General features: G+C 73.7%; 18 protein-coding genes. 10 read left to right on the top strand and 8 right to left on the bottom strand.

Going from position 1 to position 19,864, the window contains the following annotated elements:
* Positions 1-29: 29 nt before the first annotated feature.
* Together OO54_RS11545 and OO54_RS11550 are read right to left on the bottom strand one after the other, a co-directional pair.
* A complete protein-coding gene (locus tag OO54_RS11545; protein ID WP_033202780.1) occupies positions 30-539 on the bottom strand; it encodes a hypothetical protein in 510 nt (169 codons plus the stop codon).
* Between the two features lie 34 nt (positions 540-573).
* Complete coding sequence (locus tag OO54_RS11550; RefSeq protein ID WP_078905154.1) at positions 574-825, bottom strand: SH3 domain-containing protein; 252 nt, start codon at positions 823-825, stop codon at positions 574-576.
* Between the two features lie 158 nt (positions 826-983).
* Here OO54_RS11550 and OO54_RS11555 point away from each other — a divergent pair, with 158 nt between their 5' ends.
* Positions 984-3,158, top strand: a complete 2,175-nt coding sequence (locus tag OO54_RS11555) for a protein kinase domain-containing protein (RefSeq protein ID WP_033202782.1) — start codon at positions 984-986, stop codon at positions 3,156-3,158.
* 75 nt (positions 3,159-3,233) lie between these two features.
* On the opposite strand, the gene ilvD is transcribed toward OO54_RS11555, so the two are convergent.
* The 4 genes from ilvD to OO54_RS11575 all read right to left on the bottom strand — a co-directional run bounded on the left by ilvD (position 3,234) and on the right by OO54_RS11575 (position 7,656).
* Positions 3,234-5,087, bottom strand: coding sequence for a dihydroxy-acid dehydratase (gene ilvD / locus OO54_RS11560; RefSeq protein ID WP_017240010.1), 1,854 nt, complete (start codon positions 5,085-5,087; stop codon positions 3,234-3,236).
* A gap of 93 nt (positions 5,088-5,180) precedes the next feature.
* A complete protein-coding gene (locus tag OO54_RS11565) occupies positions 5,181-5,792 on the bottom strand; it encodes a TetR/AcrR family transcriptional regulator (protein WP_033202783.1) in 612 nt (203 codons plus the stop codon).
* Positions 5,789-6,625, bottom strand: coding sequence for a sugar phosphate isomerase/epimerase family protein (locus OO54_RS11570; protein WP_078905155.1), 837 nt, complete (start codon positions 6,623-6,625; stop codon positions 5,789-5,791). Before OO54_RS11570 ends, OO54_RS11565 begins: the two co-directional genes overlap by 4 nt.
* Before the next feature lie 98 nt (positions 6,626-6,723).
* Positions 6,724-7,656, bottom strand: a complete 933-nt coding sequence (locus tag OO54_RS11575) for a Ppx/GppA family phosphatase (protein ID WP_033202785.1) — start codon at positions 7,654-7,656, stop codon at positions 6,724-6,726.
* Positions 7,657-7,697: 41 nt separating this feature from the next.
* Here OO54_RS11575 and OO54_RS11580 point away from each other — a divergent pair, with 41 nt between their 5' ends.
* Positions 7,698-8,582, top strand: coding sequence for a DUF3109 family protein (locus OO54_RS11580; RefSeq protein WP_033202786.1), 885 nt, complete (start codon positions 7,698-7,700; stop codon positions 8,580-8,582).
* Positions 8,583-8,659: 77 nt separating this feature from the next.
* Here the strand turns inward: OO54_RS11580 and OO54_RS42360 are convergent, their stop codons facing one another.
* Positions 8,660-10,426 carry a BACON domain-containing protein gene (locus OO54_RS42360; RefSeq protein WP_051786868.1) on the bottom strand — a complete coding sequence of 589 codons (1,767 nt, stop codon included), beginning with the start codon at positions 10,424-10,426 and terminating at the stop codon, positions 8,660-8,662.
* A gap of 173 nt (positions 10,427-10,599) precedes the next feature.
* Between OO54_RS42360 and radA the strand changes: the two genes are divergently transcribed.
* Both radA and disA read left to right on the top strand, forming a co-directional pair.
* On the top strand, positions 10,600-12,003 hold the full coding sequence (radA, locus tag OO54_RS11590; RefSeq protein WP_033202787.1) for a DNA repair protein RadA: 1,404 nt from the start codon (positions 10,600-10,602) through the stop codon (positions 12,001-12,003).
* A gap of 122 nt (positions 12,004-12,125) precedes the next feature.
* Positions 12,126-13,250: a DNA integrity scanning diadenylate cyclase DisA gene (disA, locus tag OO54_RS11595; RefSeq protein ID WP_033202788.1), complete on the top strand. Its 1,125-nt coding sequence runs from the start codon at positions 12,126-12,128 to the stop codon at positions 13,248-13,250.
* A 227-nt stretch (positions 13,251-13,477) separates the two neighbouring features.
* Here disA and OO54_RS11600 read toward each other — a convergent pair whose 3' ends face one another.
* A complete protein-coding gene (locus OO54_RS11600) occupies positions 13,478-14,335 on the bottom strand; it encodes a hypothetical protein (protein WP_033202789.1) in 858 nt (285 codons plus the stop codon).
* Between the two features lie 225 nt (positions 14,336-14,560).
* On the opposite strand from OO54_RS11600, the gene OO54_RS11605 reads away from it, so the two are divergent.
* The 6 genes from OO54_RS11605 to cseC all read left to right on the top strand — a co-directional run bounded on the left by OO54_RS11605 (position 14,561) and on the right by cseC (position 19,864).
* Positions 14,561-15,244 (top strand): phosphatase PAP2 family protein, encoded by a 684-nt coding sequence (locus tag OO54_RS11605; RefSeq protein ID WP_033202790.1) that lies wholly within the window; start codon positions 14,561-14,563, stop codon positions 15,242-15,244.
* 33 nt (positions 15,245-15,277) lie between these two features.
* Positions 15,278-16,213, top strand: coding sequence for an HhH-GPD family protein (locus OO54_RS11610; protein WP_033202791.1), 936 nt, complete (start codon positions 15,278-15,280; stop codon positions 16,211-16,213).
* A gap of 207 nt (positions 16,214-16,420) precedes the next feature.
* Positions 16,421-16,993: a SigE family RNA polymerase sigma factor gene (locus OO54_RS11615; RefSeq protein WP_033202792.1), complete on the top strand. Its 573-nt coding sequence runs from the start codon at positions 16,421-16,423 to the stop codon at positions 16,991-16,993.
* A complete protein-coding gene (locus OO54_RS11620; protein WP_200146738.1) occupies positions 16,981-17,730 on the top strand; it encodes a hypothetical protein in 750 nt (249 codons plus the stop codon). Before OO54_RS11615 ends, OO54_RS11620 begins: the two co-directional genes overlap by 13 nt.
* Before the next feature lie 71 nt (positions 17,731-17,801).
* Entirely contained in the window at positions 17,802-18,500 is a 699-nt protein-coding gene (gene cseB / locus OO54_RS11625) for a two-component system response regulator CseB (protein ID WP_033202793.1), read from the top strand.
* Complete coding sequence (gene cseC / locus OO54_RS11630; protein ID WP_399522328.1) at positions 18,389-19,864, top strand: two-component system sensor histidine kinase CseC; 1,476 nt, start codon at positions 18,389-18,391, stop codon at positions 19,862-19,864. The genes cseB and cseC overlap by 112 nt, the downstream gene beginning before the upstream one ends.

Here is a 19,864-nt window from a genome sequence, read left to right on the forward strand (position 1 = left end):
GTGGGGGTGGGCGGGCCGGGGGGTGGGGGTTACTTGCGTTTGGGGTTGCGGGTAGAGGGGTTGTTGGAGCGGGAGGCGCGGCGGGTCAGGGCGGCTTGATGTTCGGTGCGGTGGAGGTTTTCGCCGGGGGCTTCGACGAGGCAGCGGAGGGAGTAGGCGAGGAGGGAGCCGATGAAGCCGATGGCCTTGAGGCTGCGGAGGGACTCCTCGCGGGCCGGGTCGGCGGGGCGGCGGACGAAGCCTTCCCAGGTCTTGCGGAAGGCGATCGCGCTGCAGACCGCGAACATGACGACGACCAGGATGTTGACGATGCCGCCGACGGCGGCGATCTGAAGGCCCTCGTAGGCGAAGCGCAGGACGAAGCAGGCAGCGACGGCGGCGGCGAGCGAGCCGACGGCGAGGCCGGCGCGGCGCAGGGCGTAGCCGTCGGTGTGGTCGAGCCAGGACGTGCCGAAGAAGCGGATCTCCTCCGGCTGCGGCCCGGTGGGCGCGGCGCCGGAGGAGCCGCCGGTCGTGCGGGGTTTCTTGTCGTCGCTCACGAGGTCGATTATCCCCGGGGCGACGGAGGAGGGCTCAGGAGCAGCGCGGCGCGACGAGGTCGTCGCTGCCCGTGTGCACGTAGGCGTCGGACACGTACTCGCCCGGCGCTATGTTGTCCCAGATGTTCGTGGTGCCGTAGGGGCCGCTGATCCACTCGCCGTACTTCTGGCAGTTGATCGCGACCGTGGCGCCGAGTGGCAGCACCCGGACGATCGGGTGCTTGGTGCTCGGGCCCGATCGGACGTTGACGCGGTAGCCCGGTGCGACCTCGTAGCGCGTGCTCATGGTGTCCTCCCCCTGTGGCGCAAAAGCGCTCCGCTGAGTTTCACTCTCCGCGACGCGCAGGCTAGCAAGCTCCGCCGACTTCGAGGGCACCATGGACTAGGCTCCGTCGGGTCGCGCACCTGCGCGCGAGGTGACGGGCAATCACACGGGGGTGGGCGATGCCACCGTTGCGCGGTACCGGTTCCGACCGGGAAGCGGAGGGGCCCCAGTTTGCGGGCGACTACCGGCTCCAGGCGTGTCTGGGGGCCGGCGGCATGGGAGTCGTACACCTCGCGGCATCGGCCTCGGGCCTGCGGCTCGCGGTCAAGGTCGTACACGCACGGTATGCGGAGGACCCGGAGTTCAGGGCGCGTTTCCGCCAGGAGGTCGCTGCCGCCCGCAGGGTCAGCGGGGCCTTCACCGCGCCGGTGGTGGACGCCGACCCCGACGCCGTACGGCCCTGGATGGCCACCCTCTACGTCCCCGGCCCGACCCTCGCCGACCAGGTGAAACGGAACGGCCCGCTGTCCCCCGCCGAACTGCGCCGGCTCACCGCCGGGCTCGCCGAGGCGCTGCGCGACATCCACCGGGCGGGCGTCGTCCACCGGGATCTCAAGCCCAGCAACGTCCTGCTCACCGACACCGGGCCGAAGGTCATCGACTTCGGCATCTCCCGGCCCGTCGACAGCGACCTGCACACCGAGACGGGCAAGCTGATCGGCTCGCCGCCGTTCATGGCGCCGGAGCAGTTCCAGCGCCCGCGCGAGGTCGGACCCGCGGCGGACGTCTTCGCGCTCGGCTCGGTCCTGGTGCACGCGGCGACCGGGCACGGCCCGTTCGACTCCGACAGCCCGTACATCGTGGCGTACCAGGTCGTCCACGACGAGCCTGACCTGACGGGCGTCCCGGCGGAGCTGGCGCCGCTCGTCGCGCGCTGCCTCGCCAAGGAGCCGGCCGACCGGCCGACCCCGGCCGAGATCATGTCGGCGCTGCTTCCTCCCTCGTACGAGGCGGAGGCCTTCATACCGGCGCAGCGGCGGCGACCCTCGCTGCCGGACGGCGAGCCCGGCCACGCGCCCGCGTGGGACGCGGACACCCGCGTACGGGCCACCGCGCCGGCCCCGCGCCGCCGGGGTCCGCGCCTCGCCGGGCGGATCCGTCCGCGCCCGACGCTGGCCGTCGTCGCCGTGCTCGCGCTGACCGGAGCCGGCCTGTACGCGGCGCTGAGCGCTCCGGCGGGCGGCAGGCCCGAGGCCCCCGCCCACCCGGACGAGGTGGCCAACGCCTTCACCGGCTGGCAGACCACGCTCCAGGAGCTCGGCCCCACGGCCGCTCCCGCCTGCGCCCACGACTCGGGGGCGCTGTACTGCACGGCCCGGGGCGTCGGGATCGCCCGGCTCGACCCGGTGACCGGCCGGGTCGTCTGGTCGCGGACCTCCCCCATCGAGCAGGGCTCCCCGGAGGTGCCGGTGGTCCTCGCGGGCGGCAGGCTGATCGGCGCCGCCGCCCCCACGGAGCCCCTCCGCGCGTACGGGGCCGAGGACGGCCGCCCCGGCTGGCGGGCCGGCTCGGGCGTGCCCGAGGCGTACTGGCCGGCCGGCTCCGCCGTCGTCCTGTCGGACGGCGCCGGCGGGATGCGGGCGGTCGACAGCCGCAGCGGCAAGGAGCTCTGGCGGCACGGACTGGCGGGGTTCGGCGTCCCGCGCCCGGGAACGTACGACGCGCCCTCCGGGCTGCTCACGCTGTCCGAGACCTCGTTCGACGGGACGAGCACCCGGGTGGGCGCGATCCGCCCGGCCACCGGCGAGGTGGCCTGGCACCGGGAGCTGGAGGGCGAGCTCGACCTGGTGGGTCGCACCGGGGACGGCTCGCTGGTCCTGGCCTCGCTGTACGACACCGGGCTGGTCGACGCGCTGGTGCTCCTGGGGCCGGGCGACGGCGGCAACGGAGCCGTACGCAGGCTGGCCCTGCCGAGCAGGATGGATCTCCGGGGCATCGCCGTGAGCGGCGCCGTCGTCCATCTGCTCGAAGCGGACGGGCACCTCACCGCCTTCGACACCGCCGCGGAGAAGGGGCGGGTGCTGTGGGACCTGGAGACGGCCGCCGGGAACGTCTCCCCGCCGGTCCTCGGCCCCGGCGACCGCCTGTACTTCTCCGTCCAGGACGGGCGGCTCCTCGCCGTCGACACCGCGCGCGGGGCGCTCATCGGCCAGACCAGGCCCCGGCTGCAGAACGGCCGGCTCGGGTACGCGCCCTCGGTGCCCTCGCCGCTGGTCGCCGGGGACCGGGTGTTCGGGACGGCTCCGGACGGCTCCGTGTTCGCGGTGGACGCGCGCGAGCCGTCGTCCTGGTGAACGGCGGTACGCCGGAGGTACGACGAAGGGGAGCGGGCCCGCAGCCCGCTCCCCTTCGTCGTACCTCCAGCGGGCTCAGCCCAGCTTCGTCACGTCCCTGACGGCGCCCTTGTCGGCGCTGGTCGCCATCGCGGCGTAGGCGCGGAGGGCGGCGGACACCTTGCGCTGCCGGTTCTTCGGGGCGTAGACGCCGCCCAGCGCCTCACGGCGGGCGGCGAGGGTGGCCTCGTCGACGAGGAGCTCGATGGAGCGGTTCGGGATGTCGATGCGGATCCGGTCGCCGTCCTCGACGAGGGCGATCGTGCCGCCCGACGCGGCCTCCGGGGAGGCGTGGCCGATGGAGAGGCCCGAGGTGCCGCCGGAGAAGCGGCCGTCGGTGACCAGCGCGCAGGTCTTGCCCAGGCCCCGGCCCTTGAGGAAGGACGTCGGGTAGAGCATCTCCTGCATGCCGGGGCCGCCGCGCGGGCCCTCGTACCGGATGACGACCACGTCGCCGTCCTTGACCTGCTTGTTGAGGATCTTCTCGACGGCCTCGTCCTGCGACTCGCAGACGACGGCAGGGCCCTCGAAGGTCCAGATCGACTCGTCGACGCCGGCCGTCTTCACGACGCAGCCGTCGGCGGCGAGGTTGCCGTGCAGGACGGCGAGGCCGCCGTCCTTCGAGTACGCGTGGGCCGCGTCGCGGATGCAGCCGCCGGCCGCGTCCACGTCCAGCGCCTCCCAGCGCTCGGACTGGGAGAAGGCGGTCGCCGAGCGGACGCAGCCGGGGGCCGCGTGGAACAGCTCGATCGCCTCGTCGGACGCGGAGCCGCCGCGGACGTCCCAGGTGTCCAGCCACTCCTTGATGGAGGCGGAGTGGACGGAGTTGACGTCCTCGTTGAGCAGGCCGGCGCGGTAGAGCTCGCCGAGGATCGCCGGGATGCCGCCGGCCCGGTGCACGTCCTCCATGTAGTACGTGCGGTCCTTGGCGACGTTCGGGGCGACCTTGGCCAGGCAGGGCACCCGGCGCGAGATCTCGTCCATGTCGGTGAGGCCGTAGTCGAGCTCGGCCTCCTGCGCGGCGGCGAGCAGGTGCAGGATCGTGTTGGTCGAGCCGCCCATGGCGATGTCGAGCGCCATGGCGTTCTCGAAGGCCGCGCGGGTCGCGATCGCGCGCGGCAGGACGGAGGCGTCGTCCTCGTCGTAGTACCGGCGGGTGATGTCGACGACCGTGCGGGCCGCGTCCTCGTACAGCGCCTTGCGGCCGGTGTGGGTGGCGAGCAGCGAGCCGTTGCCGGGGAGGGAGAGGCCGATGGCCTCGGTCAGGCAGTTCATCGAGTTGGCGGTGAACATGCCGGAACAGGAGCCGCAGGTCGGGCAGGCGTTCTCCTCGATCCGGGCGATGTCCTCGTCCGAGATCGCGGGGTTCACCGCGTCGGAGATCGCGTCGACCAGGTCGAGCGTGCGGACCGTGCCGTCGACGAGGGTGGCGCGGCCGGACTCCATCGGGCCGCCGGAGACGAAGACCGTCGGGATGTTGAGGCGCAGGGCCGCCATCAGCATGCCGGGGGTGATCTTGTCGCAGTTGGAGATGCAGATCAGGGCGTCGGCGCAGTGTGCCTCGACCATGTACTCCACGCTGTCGGCGATCAGGTCGCGGGAGGGCAGCGAGTAGAGCATGCCGCCGTGGCCCATCGCGATGCCGTCGTCGACGGCGATCGTGTTGAACTCGCGGGCGATGCCGCCGGCGGCCGTGATGGCCTCGGAGACGATCCGGCCGACCGGCTGGAGGTGGGTGTGGCCGGGGACGAACTCCGTGAAGGAGTTGGCGACCGCGATGATGGGCTTCCGGCCGATGTCCGCGCCGGGTACACCGGAGGCGCGCATAAGGGCGCGGGCGCCCGCCATGTTGCGACCGTGGGTGACTGTGCGGGACCTCAGCTCGGGCATCGTCGCTCGCTCCTCGTGATGGGTGTGCTTGCATTCGAGCGTACGCCGACGCTCCAAGATCTGGACAGGCCGTCCGGAATGCGGGACGGATGTTCAGCCTTCGGTCAGGTACCGCTGGAGCGTCGGGGCCACCTGGGCCACGATCGCCTCCGGGTCTGCGGAGGCCAGCGGCTCGACCTTGATGACGTACCGCATGATCACGATCCCGATCATCTGGGAGGCGGCCAGCTCCGCCCGGAGCGCCGGTTCCGGCACGTCCAGCTCGGCCGCGATCCGCTCCAGGAGCCGGCGGAGCACGAAGGTCCGCAGCACCTTGGCCGCCGCCTCGTGGGTCAGCGCGGAACGGACGGTCGCGAGGAGCGGGGCGCGGCTGACCGGGTTCTCCCAGACGCCGATGAAGAACCTCGCGAGCCGCTCGCCGATGGCGTCGCGCGGGCCCGCGACGATCGCCGGGACGACGGCCGCGGGCTCGAAGGACACCTCGATCGCGGCGGCGAAGACCTCGTCCTTCGTACCGAAGTAGTGGTGCACGAGCGCCGGGTCCACGCCCGCCGCCCGGGCGATGCCGCGCACCGAGGCCTTGTCGTAGCCCCGCTCCGCGAACTCGGCGCGGGCCGCGTCCAGGATGCGTTCGCGCGAGCCCGGGCCGCTCTCCTCCTCGGTGCGGGAGGGACGGCCGCGCCGGCGCGGGGCCTCCGCGGTCACGGTCGCGGCACCCGGGAGGGGCGGGTGGGGGCGGACGCGAGGTGCAGTCGGGTGAACGCCAGGGCCTCCGCGAGGTCGGCCTCGCGTTCGGCGGCTGACATCGCCCGGCGGGTGTTGACCTCGATGACGACGTGGCCGTCGAAACCGGTGAGGGCGAGCCGCTCCAGGAGCTCGGCGCAGGGCTGCGTGCCGCGCCCCGGGACCAGGTGCTCGTCCTTCGCCGAGCCCTTCCCGTCGGCCAGGTGGACGTGGCCGAGCCGGTCGCCCATCCGGTCGATCATCGCGAGGGCGTCGGTGCGGGCGGTCGCGGTGTGCGAGAGGTCGACGGTGAAGTGCCGGTAGTCGTCCTTGGTGACGTCCCACTCGGGGGCGTACGCGAGCATCTCTCGGTCCTTGTACCGCCACGGGTACATGTTCTCGACGGCGAACCGGACGTCGGTCTCGTCCGCCATCCGCCAGATGCCGGTGACGAAGTCCTTGGCGTACTGCCGCTGCCAGCGGAAGGGCGGGTGCACGACGACCGTCGACGCGCCGAGCTTCTCGGCGGCCGCCTGGGCGCGCTGGAGCTTGACCCACGGGTCGGTGGACCAGACGCGCTGGGTGATGAGGAGACAGGGGGCGTGGACGGCCAGGATCGGGACCTGGTGGTAGTCGGAGAGGCGGCGCAACGCCTCGATGTCCTGGCTGACCGGGTCGGTCCACACCATGACCTCGACGCCGTCGTAGCCGAGGCGCGCGGCGATCTCGAAGGCCGTCGCCGTCGACTCCGGATAGACCGAGGCCGTCGACAGGGCGACCTTCGCATCCGGGATGCGCACCACTGGTTCTGCCACGCAGACAGGGTACGGGGCCCGCCGGGGGGCCGGAGGGTGGTTCGGGTCACGCCCGGCCCCCGCGACCGTGCGGGGACCGGCGGCGGGGCGGCGCCGGGTCAGTGCTCCGGGAGGTGGTCGAGGCGGCGGAGGATGACGCCCTCGCGGAGGGCCCAGGGACAGATCTCCAGCTCCTCGACGCCGAGCAGGTCCATGGCGCCCTCGGCGACGACGGCGCCCGCGAGGAGCTGGCCCGCGCGGCCCTCCGAGACGCCGGGCAGGGCCGCGCGCTCGGGGGCGGTCATGGCGGCGAGGCGCGGGACCCACTCCTCCAGGGACTTGCGGGTCAGGATCCGCTCGACGTAGAGGCCCTCGCCGGAGCCGGGGGCGCCGGCGATCCTGGCCAGCTGCTTGAAGGTCTTGGAGGTGGCGACGATGTGGTCGGGGCGGCCGAAGCGGGTGAACTCGCCGACCGTACGGGCGATCTGGGCGCGCACATGGCGGCGCAGGGCCTTCACGTCGGCGCCGTCGGCCGGGTCGCCGGGCAGCCAGCCGGCGGTCAGCCGGCCGGCGCCGAGCGGCAGGGAGACGGCCGCGTCCGGGTCCTCGTCGATGCCGAAGGCGACTTCGAGGGAGCCGCCGCCGATGTCGAGGAGGAGGAGCTTGCCGGCGGACCAGCCGAACCAGCGACGGGCGGCGAGGAAGGTGAGCCGGGCCTCCTCCTCGCCGGTGAGGACCTGGAGGTCGACACCGGTCTCGTCCTTCACGCGCGCGAGGACGGCGTCGGCGTTGCTGGCCTCCCGCACGGCCGAGGTCGCGAACGGCAGCACCTCCTCGCAGCCCTTGTCCTCGGCGGCCAGGAGCGCGCCCCGGACGGTCGCGATGAGCCGCTCGACGCCGTCGGGCGCGATCGCCCCCCGCTCGTCGAGGAGTTCGGCGAGCCTGAGCTCCGCCTTGTGGGAATGGGCGGGCAGTGGCCGGGCGCCGGGATGGGCGTCCACCACCAGGAGGTGCACTGTGTTCGAACCGACGTCGAGGACTCCGAGTCTCATGGGCGGAACGCTACTGCTCCGACCCGCATACGCTTGGTGTTGTGCCAAAGACGAAGAAGGCGAAGCCGGACAAAGACCGTGACAGTGACAACGGCGTGAAGGCGGCCAGGACGGCGCACGCGGCGAAGTCGGTGAAGGCGGTCAAGGTCGGGAAGCGGAAGCGGGGCAAGGCGGAGGAGCCGGACGAGAAGGGACTGGACTTCGCGCGCGCGTGGGTCGAGTTTCCGGATCCGGCCGACGAGGAGCAGGTCTTCCGCTGCGACCTGACGTGGCTGACCTCGCGCTGGACCTGCATCTTCGGGAACGGCTGCCAGGGCATCCAGGAGGGACGCGCGGACGACGGCTGCTGCACGCTCGGTGCGCACTTCTCCGACGAGGACGACGAGAAGCGGGTGGCCGAGCATGTGGCGCGGCTCACGCCGGAGCTGTGGCAGTTCCACGACGTCGGCGCGGAGTCGGGCTGGGTGCAGCTCGACGAGGACGGCGACCGGCAGACCCGCCGTTGGGAGGGGTCGTGCATCTTCCAGAACCGGCCCGGTTTCGCGGGCGGCGCGGGGTGCTCGCTGCACATCCTGGCGATGAAGGAGGGCCGGGAGCCGCTGGAGACCAAGCCGGACGTGTGCTGGCAGCTGCCGGTGCGGCGGACGTACGACTGGATCGACCGCCCCGACGACAGCCGGGTGCTCCAGGTGTCGATCGGCGAGTACGACCGGCGTGGCTGGGGGCCTGGTGGCCACGACCTGCACTGGTACTGCACGACGGCGTCCTCGGCGCACGTCGGCGGTGAGCCGGTCTATGTCTCGTACCGGCCGGAGCTCGTCGAGATGATGGGCGAGGAGGCGTACGAGGTGCTGGTCGGGCTGTGCGAGGCGCGGCTCTCCTCGCAGCTGCCGCTGGTGGCCCCGCACCCGGCCGACCCGGCCTGATCGACAGGGCCAGGCGGGACTTTCCGGATACCCCCTGAGGAATCGACCGGGCATCCCCTGGGAAACCGCCCCTCCCCTCAGGAAGAGGACGGCGGGGGCGGTTCCTCCGTCGGGGCCGGGGGTGTGCCCGGGTCGGAGGTCGTGGGCGGGGGTTCCTCGGAGGTCGGCGGCGGGGTGGTCGGCTCCGTGGTGGGCTCGGTCGTCGGCGGCGGGGTCGTGGGCTCGGTCGTGGGCGGGGTGGTCGGCTCCGTGGTCGGCGGTGACGTGGGCGGAGTGGTCGGCTCGGTCGTCGGCGGCGTGGTCGGCTCCGTGGTCGTGACCGGCGGGGGCGTGATCACCCGGTCGTCGATCGGCGGGGGCGGGCGGTAGCCGTCGATCCTGACCACCGCGCCCGAGGGGTTCACGCCGATCCGCGCGCTCCAGGCGCCCACGGGCTCGCGGTCGTGGTCGACGCGGACGGTGATCGTGACCGTCTCGCCGGGACGGAGCGTGCCCGAGGCCCGGGTCACGTACAGCCAGGGGGCGTCCGTCCACAGCGACCAGTCGACGGGGGAGCCGCCGGAGGCGGTGAGCGTGAGCAGGGTCAGGTCGCCGTGGCCGCGCGCGGAGACCGTGATCCAGCCGGCGGCGGGCTCGCCGGGGCGGGACGGTTCGGTGGGACCGCCGGGGCTGACCACCTCGACGGAGACGTCGGGGGCGCGGGTGCCCTGGGTGAAGCGGGGTTCGGGGGTGGTGCGGGCGTTGCCCGCGTTCTCGTAGCGGCCGTCCGGGCCCTCCGGTTCGTCCGCCTCGCGGGCGCTGATCCGGGCGTCGTCCCGGCCGGCCGTGTCCGCGGCCGGGGTGCCCCGGTAGGAGGTCCACAGGGCGAGGACGGGTGCGGCGACGACGGCCGCGACGACGGTGGTGGTGACCGCGCGGGCCCGCATCCGGTCGCGCCGGGCCATGTGGTCCTTGGGGTCCATCGGGAAGCCGGTGGGCGCGAAGCGCGGGGCGCCGGCACGCGCGCGGGGGACGTGCAGCATCGCCATGTACGCGGCGGCCCGGGGCGCCTCGACGAGCGGCAGCCGGGCGGGGACCGGTTCGGTGGTGCCGGGCCAGGGGCCGCCGGCGCCGACGCGCTCGGCCACCCGTCGGCAGCGGGGGCAGTCGTCGACGTGCCGGACGAGTTCGGCGCGCAGGGCGGCCGAGAGGAGCACCTGGTGGTCGCCGGTGAGGCGGGCGACGGTGGGGCAGCCGCCGGTCTCGACGACGGCGAGCGCGGCGCGCGTCCGCTCGACCTCGCAGCCCGCGGTGGCGAGGAGCTCGCGGGCGGCCTGCGGGTCGAGGGAGAGCACGGCGGCGACCTGGCGTCGGCTGAGGCCGTGCCGCACGGCGAGCTCCAGGGCCTCCCGCTGCTCGGGCGTGGTGCCGGCCGCCTCGGGCCAGGCGAGGGCGGCGAGTTCGGCCCGGCGCCGGTCCGCGGTCTCCTCGGAGACGCGGGGCGGCTCGGGCGCGGTGACGGCGGGGCGGCCGGTGTGGGCGCCCTGGCGCTTGCGGCGCTGCTCGCCGAGGCTGCGCAGGCAGGCCCAGCGGGCGAGGGCGTACAGCCAGGCCGTGCGGCCGTCCTCGTCGGAGGGGCAGCGGCCGTGGTGGCGCTCGGCGACGGCGAGGACGTCGCCGAGGACGGCGGTCGCCGTGTCGTGGTCGCAGAGCACGGAGAGGCAGTACGTGAAGAGGCCGTCGAGGGCGGCCTCGTAGCGGGCGGGGGGCCGCCGGCCGAGCGTGCGCGGTCCCTGGTCCGCGGCGCGGTGCGCCCGGTGGGCGCCGGTGGTGCCTGTGGGGGAATCCAGCCTGCTGCTCGTCACTGGGCGACCGTAGGCAAGGCGGAGGGCACTCTTCGTACCGGTTGAGCCATTCTCATTCTTACGGGTGAAGGTATCGCTCGAAAGAGGACAGGAACCCGGCGTTCCGGTGCCGTGGCGGTCCCCCTGTGGAGGACGGCGGCCCGTTGTCAGTGGGGGCCGATACGGTGTGGGACATGGCTGCCCGTACGAAATCCGCCAAGGACAGGCCGTCCTACCGCTGCACCGAGTGCGGCTGGCAGACGGCCAAGTGGCTCGGCCGTTGCCCCGAATGCCAGGCCTGGGGGACGGTCGAGGAGTACGGCGCGCCCGCCGTCCGGACGACCGCGGCCGGCCGGGTCTCCACCGCCGCCGTCCCCATCGCCCAGATCGACGGCCGGCAGGCGACCGCCCGCTCGACCGGCGTCGACGAGCTGGACCGGGTCCTCGGCGGGGGCCTGGTGCCCGGTGCCGTCGTGCTGCTCGCGGGCGAGCCGGGCGTCGGCAAGTCCACGCTGCTGCTCGACGTGGCGGCGAAGGCGGCGAGCGACGAGCACCGCACGCTGTACGTGACGGGCGAGGAGTCCGCGAGCCAGGTCCGGCTGCGCGCCGACCGGATCAACGCGCTCAGCGACCATCTGTACCTGGCGGCCGAGACCGATCTGTCGGCGGTCCTCGGGCACCTCGACGCCGTGAAGCCCTCGCTGCTGATCATGGACTCGGTGCAGACCGTCGCCTCCCCCGAGATCGACGGCGCGCCCGGCGGCATGGCCCAGGTCCGCGAGGTCGCCGGAGCCCTGATCCGGGCCTCCAAGGAGCGCGGCATGTCCACGCTGCTCGTCGGGCACGTCACCAAGGACGGGGCCATCGCGGGCCCCCGGCTCCTGGAGCACCTGGTCGACGTCGTCCTGAGCTTCGAGGGCGACCGGCACGCGCGGCTGCGTCTGGTCCGGGGCGTGAAGAACCGGTACGGGGCGACCGACGAGGTCGGCTGTTTCGAACTGCACGACGAGGGCATCACGGGCCTGGCCGACCCGTCCGGGCTGTTCCTGACCCGGCGTGACGTGGCCGTGCCGGGCACCTGTCTGACCGTGACCCTGGAGGGGCGCCGGCCGCTGGTCGCCGAGGTCCAGGCACTGACCGTGGACTCCCAGATCCCGTCCCCGCGCCGGACCACCTCCGGTCTGGAGACCTCCCGGGTCTCGATGATGCTGGCGGTCCTGGAGCAGCGGGGCCGGATCAGCGCGCTGGGCAAGCGGGACATCTACAGCGCGACGGTGGGCGGCGTGAAGCTCACCGAGCCCGCGGCCGACCTGGCCATCGCCCTCGCCCTCGCCTCGGCTGCGAGCGACACCCCGCTGCCGAAGAACCTGGTCGCGATCGGCGAGGTCGGGCTCGCGGGCGAGGTGCGGCGGGTGACGGGCGTGCAGCGGAGGCTCGCCGAGGCGCACCGGCTCGGTTTCACGCACGCGCTCGTGCCGTCCGACCCGGGCAAGGTGCCGGCGGGCATGAAGGTGACCGAGGTCGCGGACATGGGGGACGCGCTGCGGGTGCTGCCGCGGAGCCGCCGCGCGAAGGCGCCGGAGGGTGCCGAGGGTTAGCCGGCGGCCAGGGTGGGGACCCCTTTCGGACCACCCCTGATCGGTCGTGGGCGGAGGGCTGCGGGGTGGTGTCGCTAGACTTTGCCCTGGTCTCGCCCATCCGTACGAGCCGGAGGAGTGCAGTGGCAGCCAAGGACGGGGCATCAGCTCCCGGAAAGTCCGGCGCGGGCTCCGGCAACGAAGCGCTGATGCGCGCCGCCCTGAGCGCCGTCGCGCCCGGCACCGCGCTGCGCGACGGCCTGGAGCGGATCCTCCGCGGGAACACGGGCGGTCTCATCGTGCTCGGCCTCGACAAGACGGTCGACTCGATGTGCACCGGCGGTTTCGTGCTGGACGTCGAGTTCGCCGCCACGCGCCTGCGTGAGCTGTGCAAGCTCGACGGCGCGCTCGTCCTCGACAAGGACATCACCAAGATCCACCGCGCGGGTGTGCAGCTGGTCCCGGACGCCTCCATCCCCACCGAGGAGACCGGCACCCGCCACCGCACGGCGGACCGGGTCTCCAAGCAGTGCAACTTCCCGGTCGTCTCGGTCTCGCAGTCGATGCGGCTGATCGCGCTGTACGTGAACGGGGAGCGCCGGGTCCTGGAGGAGTCGGGCACGATCCTGTCCCGCGCCAACCAGGCCCTCGCGACCCTGGAGCGGTACAAGCTGCGCCTCGACGAGGTGGCCGGCACGCTCTCCGCCCTGGAGATCGAGGACCTGGTCACCGTCCGGGACGTCACGGCCGTCGCCCAGCGTCTGGAGATGGTCCGCCGCATCGCCACCGAGATCGCCGAGTACGTGGTCGAGCTCGGCACCGACGGGCGTCTGCTCTCGCTCCAGCTCGACGAGCTGATCGCGGGCGTCGAGCCGGAGCGCGAGCTGGTGATCCGGGACTACGTGCCGGAGCCCACCGCCAAGCGCGCCCGCACGGTCGCCGAGGCGCTGACCGAGCTGGACGCGCTCACCCACACCGAGCTGCTCGAGCTTCCGGTCGTGGCAAGGGCGCTGGGGTACAGCGGCTCGCCCGAGACCCTCGACTCGGCGGTGTCGCCGCGCGGGTACCGGCTCCTCGCGAAGGTGCCGCGGCTGCCCGGAGCGATCATCGAGCGGCTCGTGGAGCACTTCGGGGGGCTGCAGAAGCTCCTCGCGGCGAGCGTGGACGACCTCCAGACCGTCGACGGCGTCGGCGAGGCCCGTGCCCGCAGCGTCCGCGAGGGACTGTCGCGGCTCGCGGAGTCCTCGATCCTGGAGCGGTACGTCTAGCACCCGCGCGCATCCGGATCCCCGCGCCGAGGCGTCCGGTCGGGGTCCCGCCGTGCCCGGGCCTCCGCGTCCGGGGGTTCCCCCGTGCCACGCCCCCCTGCCCGGGCCTCCGCGTCCGGGCCTCCGCGTCCGGGGGGCCCGCCGTGCCGAGGCCTCCACATCCGCGTTCCGTTGTGCCGCGGTCCGCGCGTCCGGGTTCCGCTGTGCCGCGGTCCGCGGCGCGGGGGTCAGTCGTTCGTCAGCCTGAACGAGGCCGGGAGCACCTTCGCGCCGGCCATCGTGGCCTCCACCAGGTAGGTGCCGGGGAGGGCCGGGCCGGCCGGGGCGGTGGCGCAGTGCGGGGCGCTGCGGCCGCGGTCCCATTCGACGGTGTGGGTGACGGTGGCGTGGGCGGGGACGTGGAGCAGGATCGGGTTGCCGGGGCGGGGGCAGTCGGCGGAGGACCAGACCTCGTCGTCCCGGGCGTCGCTGATCGTCAGGACCGCGGCGCGGGGCCCGAAGTCGGCCTTGCAGGCGGTGTTCGAGGTGTTCTTGGCGACGAGGTGGAAGCGGGGCTTCTCCCCCGCCTCGTAGGAGACCTTGGTGCTGCGGAGCGTCAACTGAAGTGTCCCGGCGGGGCAGTTCGGGAGGGGGGAGTTCGCCGGGACCTGCTGCCCCGCTCCGGTGCCCGCGCCGCCGTCGCCGCCGGCGCCGTCGGTGTCGCCGTTCTTCCCGCCGGTCTCGGCGCCGGAGTCCGTACCGCCGTCCGTACCGGCGTCCGTACCGGCGTCCGCGCCCCCGTCCGTGCCGGTGCCCGCGTTGGCGGCGGAGCCGTCGGAGTCGCCGGTCTCGCCCGACTCGTCGCGCCCGCCGGGCTGTTGGCTGATCGCGGGTCCGGTGCCCGAGGGGCCGGGCGTGATCGAGGGCGGGGTGGGCGACGAGCCGTTGGCGGCGTCGTTCGTCTTCGTCCCGCCGTCGTCACCGGAGGTGGTGACGGCCCACACGGCGAGCAGCGCCAGAAGCGCCACCAGGCATACCGCGACCGCCCTCCGTCGCCAGTAGATGGTGGAGGGAAGCGGCCCGACCGGATTGCGCAAAGATCCCACGACCCGAACCTTACGAGAGATCCGGCTCAACTCCCGCCCCACCCGCCGCCCGAGAAGCCAAGTTTTGCCGATGATCACATCCGTCGGTTCCGGGAACTTTTCCCGGTACCCCAGTCGAAATGGGCGGTTACCGGCGCGAATCGCAGGCCCCCCACTTTCGTCGGGGGTGGCCCTGGCCGTTGGCCCGGGGCGGGGGACCCGGAATTCCGGTTAGCGTCGTGCACCATGAACACCCTCCTCGACTTCTCCGACCGTCTGTATCTCGACGTCGCCGATTTCGCCCACTCCACCCCCCACTGGTTCCAGTGGCTCGCCGAGGTCTGGACCGAGGCCGGACTGCTGCTCTTCGGCGTGCTGTTCCTGGCCGGCTGGTGGCGCTCGCGCGACGGGAAGAGCGGGGCGATGGCGCTCGCGCTGCTCGCCCCGCTCGCCACCGCCTTCGGGTACGTGGTGAGCGAGGCGTTCAAGTCGCTGGTCGACGAGGAACGCCCCTGCCGCGCGGTCGCCGGGGCACCCGCCTCGCTCGTCGCCTGCCCGCCGCACGGCGACTGGTCCTTCCCCAGCAACCACTCGGCCATCGCCGGCGCCGCAGCGATCGCGCTCGCCCTGTCCTGGCGCGGGATCGTCTGGCTGACCGTGCCGATGGCGCTGCTCATGGCGTTCTCCCGGGTCTTCGTCGGCGTGCACTACCCGCACGACGTGACCGTGGGACTGCTCGTCGGCGCCCTGGTCGCCTTCCTCGTCATGAAGGCCGCCGAGCGGCCGGTGCGGTCGCTGGTGGAGACCGCCAGGTCGAGCCGTAACCCGGCCGTGTCGTGGTGTGCGGGGCGCGGACCGGCGGCGCACGCCGCCGCGCACGCTCCCGCGCACTCCGAGCGGCCCTCGCGCGCACGCCACGGCGCGTACTGATCCCGGCGCGGACGTGCCAGGATCGGGGGTGCCATGACTTCCATCGACACTCCCCCCACGTCCCCGGCCCCGGAGAGCCCCGTGGCCCCGGAGCTCCCCGCCGAGCTGCACGGCCCCGTCCTCGCCTGGTTCGACCGGCACGCCCGCGACCTGCCCTGGCGCCGCCCCGAGGCCGGCGCCTGGGGGGTCATGGTCAGCGAGTTCATGCTCCAGCAGACCCCGGTGGTCCGGGTCCTCCCGGTGTACGAGCAGTGGCTCGCGCGCTGGCCGCGCCCGGCCGACCTGGCCGCCGAGGCCCCCGGCGAGGCCGTACGCGCCTGGGGCCGGCTCGGCTACCCGCGCCGGGCGCTGCGGCTGCACGCGGCGGCCGTGGCCATAACGGAACGGCACCGCGGCGACGTACCGAGCGACCACGGGCAGCTCCTGTCGCTGCCCGGCATCGGCGAGTACACGGCGGCGGCGGTGGCCTCCTTCGCGTACGGGCAGCGGCACGCGGTCCTGGACACCAACGTGCGCCGGGTGTTCGCGCGGGCGGCGACCGGCGTGCAGTACCCGCCGAACGCGACCACGGCCGCCGAGCGGCGGCTCGCCCGCGCCCTGCTGCCGGACGACGAGGCGACGGCCTCCCGCTGGGCCGCCGCCTCGATGGAGCTGGGCGCGCTGGTGTGCACGGCGAAGAACGAGGACTGCGGGCGCTGCCCGATCGCCACGCGGTGCGCCTGGCAGCTGGCCGGCAAGCCCGCGCACGACGGCCCGCCGCGGCGCGGCCAGACGTACGCCGGCACCGACCGGCAGGTGCGGGGCCGGCTCCTCGCCGTCCTGCGCGAGTCGACCGACCCGGTGACCCAGGCGTCCCTGGACGCGGTCTGGGACGAGCCGGTGCAGCGGGCCAGGGCCCTCGACGGCCTGGTCGCCGACGGTCTCGTCGAGCCGCTGGAGGGCGGCCGCTACCGCCTCCCGCTCTCCTGACGCACCGCAATCCTTTCCCACACCCCGAGGCCGGCTGCCGGAGGCCTCGGGGTGTTCCCGAAACCTGCTCCGCCCCGCTGTTACACAACCGATGGGTAGCCGTGCGTCCGCCGACGGCTGCCTCGCACAGCTCCGTGACAAGTGCTCCGTAGCGTCATCGACGACACGAGGAACAGAGCAGGTCACGGGGATTCGGAGGCGGTTCGGATGAGGCACGGCGAGGTGCTCGACTTCGAGGAGTACGTACGCACGCGGCAGGACGCGCTGCTGCGCAGTGCCCGTCGGCTCGTCGCCGACCCCGTCGACGCGCAGGACCTCCTCCAGACGGCGCTGGCCCGCACGTTCGGCCGCTGGGACGGCATCGCCGACAAGACCCTGGCCGACGCCTACCTGCGCCGGGTCATGATCAACACCCGGACCGAGTGGTGGCGCGCCCGCAAGCTCGACGAGGTCCCCACCGAGCAGCTGCCCGACGCCTGCGTCGACGACGCGACCGAGCAGCACGCCGACCGGGCCCTGCTGATCGACGTCCTGAAGGTGCTGGCTCCGAAGCAGCGCAGCGTCGTCGTCCTGCGTCACTGGGAGCAGATGAGCACCGAGGAGACGGCGGCGGCGCTCGGCATGTCGACGGGTACGGTGAAGTCGACGCTCCACCGCGCGCTCGCCCGGCTCCGCCAGGAGCTGGAGAGCCGCGACCTCGACGCCTCCGCACTGGGGCGGACCGGGGAGCGGTCGACCGTACGAGGTGACGAAAGGGGGCGGGAGCGGTGCGCGGCCTAGACGACGCGGCCGACGGCGGCAGACGCCACGACGGCGACCCCTGCGAGAGCGGCGGCGGCGACCGGTTCCGGACCGGTCGGCGCCGCCCGCGTCGTACCGCCCGGGCGGCGGGCGCCACGGCGGTGGCGGGGCTCGTCGCCGTCGGCCTGTCGCTGGCGGCCTGTTCCACCGGCGGCACCGGTTCCCGCGACGAGGGCGCGGCCCGCACCGACGAGGTGGCCGCGGCGGCGCCCACCTCTTCCCCGTCCGCGAGCGAGGGTCCGCAGTCCGCCGAGCGGGTGGATCCGATCGCGCTCCTCAAGGCCGACCCGAAGATCGGCGACCGGCTCAAGGACGACCTGAAGCCGTGCGTCGCGGACGCCTATCCGGTGGACGCCTCGTACGGCGATCTCACCGGCGCTCCGGCCCCCGACGTCGTCGTCAACGTCATGACCTGCGGTGATGCCGTGGGGATCGGCACGTACGTCTACCGCATGCAGAACGACAGGTACGTGAACGTGTTCATGGCCGAGGAGGCCGCCGTGTACGCCACGATCGACCGGGGCGACCTCGTCGTCACCCGGCAGGTGTACGCGAAGGGCGACCCCGTCGCGTATCCCTCGGGCGAGGACGTGATCACGTACCGCTGGTCGGGGAGCAGGTTCACCCAGCACGACTGGGTGCACAACGACTACAGCCGCGCGGTCGGCGACGGCGGCGCGGCGGAGCCCGCGCCCAGCGAGCCCCCCGCGAACTGAGCCGTACCGCGGCCCTGCCACTCCGCCCGTATCCCGCACCCCCGACCGCCCGCTCCCGAAGGACGCGCCCGATGGCCGAAACCCATGTCCTGTTCGTCGAGGACGACGATGTGATCCGTGAGGCCACCCAGCTCGCCCTGGAGCGGGACGGCTTCCGCGTCACGGCCATGCCCGACGGACTCTCCGGCCTCGACGCCTTCCGGGCGCAGCGGCCCGACATCGCCCTGCTCGACGTCATGCTGCCCGGCATGGACGGGGTCAGCCTCTGCCGCCGCATCCGCGACGAGTCGACGGTCCCGGTCATCATGCTGTCGGCGCGCGCCGACTCGATCGACGTCGTCCTGGGCCTGGAGGCCGGGGCCGACGACTACGTCACCAAGCCCTTCGACGGCTCGGTGCTCATGGCCCGCATCCGGGCCGTGCTGCGCCGTTTCGGGCACGCGGGCGGCGCCGGCGAACACGGGGACGCGCCGGGCGACGGCGGCGGGCTGCTGGTCTTCGGCGACCTGGAGGTCGACACCGAGGGCATGGAGGTCCGCAAGGGCGGGCAGCCGGTGGCGCTGACCCCGACCGAGATGCGGCTGCTCCTGGAGTTCTCGGCCGCGCCCGGCACCGTACTGTCCCGGGACAAGCTCCTGGAGCGGGTCTGGGACTACGGCTGGGGCGGCGACACCCGGGTCGTCGACGTCCATGTGCAGCGGCTGCGCGCCAAGATCGGCCAGGACCGGATCGAGACGGTCCGCGGCTTCGGCTACAAGCTCAAGAGCTAGGCCGGCATGATCCACCCCACGTCGTCCCCCGAGACGGGACCGGTCCGTTGAAGCTGCTCCCCCTCCGGACCGGGGTCCGCTGGAAGATCGCCGTCGCCATCGCGGCGGTCGGCGCCCTCATCGCGGTCACCCTCAGCATCGTCGTGCACAACGCCGCCCGGATCTCGATGCTCGACAACGCGCGCGAGGTGCAGATGGAGCGGCTGCTCTTCGCCCAGCGGATGTACGAGTCCTCGAAGCCCAAGGAACCCCGCTTCGGCACGAAGATCAACGATCCGGCGCTGCCGCCCCAGCTCGACCAGCTGATGCGGGACAACCGGCGCGGCACGTACGTGCAGGAGCACCGGCACGGCGGGCCGCCCGACGTGTGGGCCGCCGTGCCGCTGGCCAGCGGCGACGTGCTGTCGCTGCACATCCCCTTCGCCGACCGCAGCGCGACGATCATGAACGATCTGGACCGGGCGCTGGTCATCGGCTCGGTCTCCGTGGTCTTCGGCGGCTGCGCCCTCGGCGTCCTGATCGGCGGCCGGATCTCCCGGCGACTGCGGAAGGCCGCCGTCGCGGCCGGGCGGGTCGCCCAGGGCAACACGGAGGTCCGGGTGCGGGACGCCGTCGGCGGGGTCGTACGGGACGAGACCGACGACCTGGCGTGGGCGGTGGACGCCCTGACCGACGCCCTGAACGAGCGGATCGAAGCCGAGCGCCGGGTGACCGCGGACATCGCGCACGAACTGCGCACCCCGGTCACCGGGCTGCTCACGGCCGCCGAGCTGCTGCCGCCGGGGCGCCCGACCGAGCTCGTACGGGACCGGGCGCAGGCGATGCGGACCCTGGTCGAGGACGTCCTGGAGGTGGCCCGGCTCGACAGCGCGTCGGAGCGGGCCGAGCTCCAGGAGATCGCGCTCGGCGAGTTCGTGGAGCGGCGGGTGCGCTCCCTGGACCCCGAGGTGGTCGTCCGGGTCGTCCACGACTCCTGGGTGAACACCGACCCGCGGCGCCTGGAACGCGTCCTCGGGAACCTCCTCGCGAACGCGGCCAAGCACGGCAAGCCGCCGGTCGAGGTCACCGTCGAGGGCCGCGTGGTGCGCGTCCGCGACCACGGTCCCGGCTTCCCGGAGGCGCTCCTCAAGGAGGGGCCGAGCCGGTTCCGTACGGGGACGAGCGACCGCGCCGGCCAGGGCCACGGCCTGGGGCTGACGATCGCGGTCGGCCAGGCGAGGGTCCTCGGCGCCCGGCTGACCTTCCGGAACGTGGCCTCCGAGGCGGCCCCGAACGGCGTGGGCGGCGCCATCGCGGTCCTGTGGCTGCCGGACCACGCCCCGACCAGCACGGGCAGCTTCCCGATCCTGCGACTGCCGGGGTGA

Origin of the sequence: Streptomyces wedmorensis (genome assembly GCF_000716445.1) — a bacterium.
GTDB classification, from domain to species: Bacteria; Actinomycetota; Actinomycetes; order Streptomycetales; family Streptomycetaceae; genus Streptomyces; species Streptomyces wedmorensis.

Bases quoted from the DNA above. Each gene is read 5' to 3' on its own strand.
- OO54_RS11615 (WP_033202792.1), top strand. From the start codon at position 16,421: ATGAGGCACGGCGAGGTGCTCGACTTCGAGGAGTACGTACGCACGCGG.
- OO54_RS11605 (WP_033202790.1), top strand. From the start codon at position 14,561: ATGAACACCCTCCTCGACTTCTCCGACCGTCTGTATCTCGACGTCGCC.
- ilvD (WP_017240010.1), bottom strand. From the start codon at position 5,087: ATGCCCGAGCTGAGGTCCCGCACAGTCACCCACGGTCGCAACATGGCG.
- OO54_RS11550 (WP_078905154.1), bottom strand. From the start codon at position 825: ATGAGCACGCGCTACGAGGTCGCACCGGGCTACCGCGTCAACGTCCGA.
- OO54_RS11575 (WP_033202785.1), bottom strand. From the start codon at position 7,656: ATGAGACTCGGAGTCCTCGACGTCGGTTCGAACACAGTGCACCTCCTG.
- OO54_RS11610 (WP_033202791.1), top strand. From the start codon at position 15,278: ATGACTTCCATCGACACTCCCCCCACGTCCCCGGCCCCGGAGAGCCCC.
- cseB (WP_033202793.1), top strand. From the start codon at position 17,802: ATGGCCGAAACCCATGTCCTGTTCGTCGAGGACGACGATGTGATCCGT.
- radA (WP_033202787.1), top strand. From the start codon at position 10,600: ATGGCTGCCCGTACGAAATCCGCCAAGGACAGGCCGTCCTACCGCTGC.
- OO54_RS11555 (WP_033202782.1), top strand. From the start codon at position 984: ATGCCACCGTTGCGCGGTACCGGTTCCGACCGGGAAGCGGAGGGGCCC.